The sequence below is a fragment of the Streptomyces sp. CO7 genome (assembly GCF_053474865.1).
The window spans coordinates 1-415 of record NZ_JBRIOU010000134.1 but is presented as its reverse complement, the minus strand read 5'-3'; the positions used below and the strand labels follow the sequence as shown (position 1 = coordinate 415).

The 415-nt window shown below is 37.3% G+C and carries 1 pseudogene; it reads right to left on the bottom strand.

The window, feature by feature from the left end:
• Nucleotides 1–244 (bottom strand): annotated as a pseudogene (locus ACOV8S_RS31455) (30S ribosomal protein S7); the annotation flags it as partial.
• Nucleotides 245–415 lie beyond the last annotated feature (171 nt).

The following is a 415-nucleotide window of genomic DNA, read 5'->3' as shown; positions in this document are numbered from 1 at the left end:
CACCTACACGACGTGCTTTAACTTCAAGAACTGGCATGATGTTTTTCAAGGCTTGTTCGAAAACCTCCATCGCTTCATTACCAGTACGTTCTTTGATGATATCAAATGACTTGTAGAGAATTGTTTGTGACTTTCCTCTTTTACCGTCGATCATCATTTTGTTGATCAAACGAGATACAAGTTTAGAATTGTAAATTGGATCTGGCAATACGTCTCTTTTTGCTACAGGACCTTTACGTGGCATCTGATAGCCTCCCTTCTCATTTAAAAGGATTTCTATCTGTCTCTCATCTCAATATCATTGTCAGTTGCCTGACTCCACTGATTTGATATCAACTTCTAAAAACCCTTATGTTTGTTTGTATTATTTACTTTGTTTAGGGCGTTTTGTTCCGTATTTAGAACGTCCTTGCAT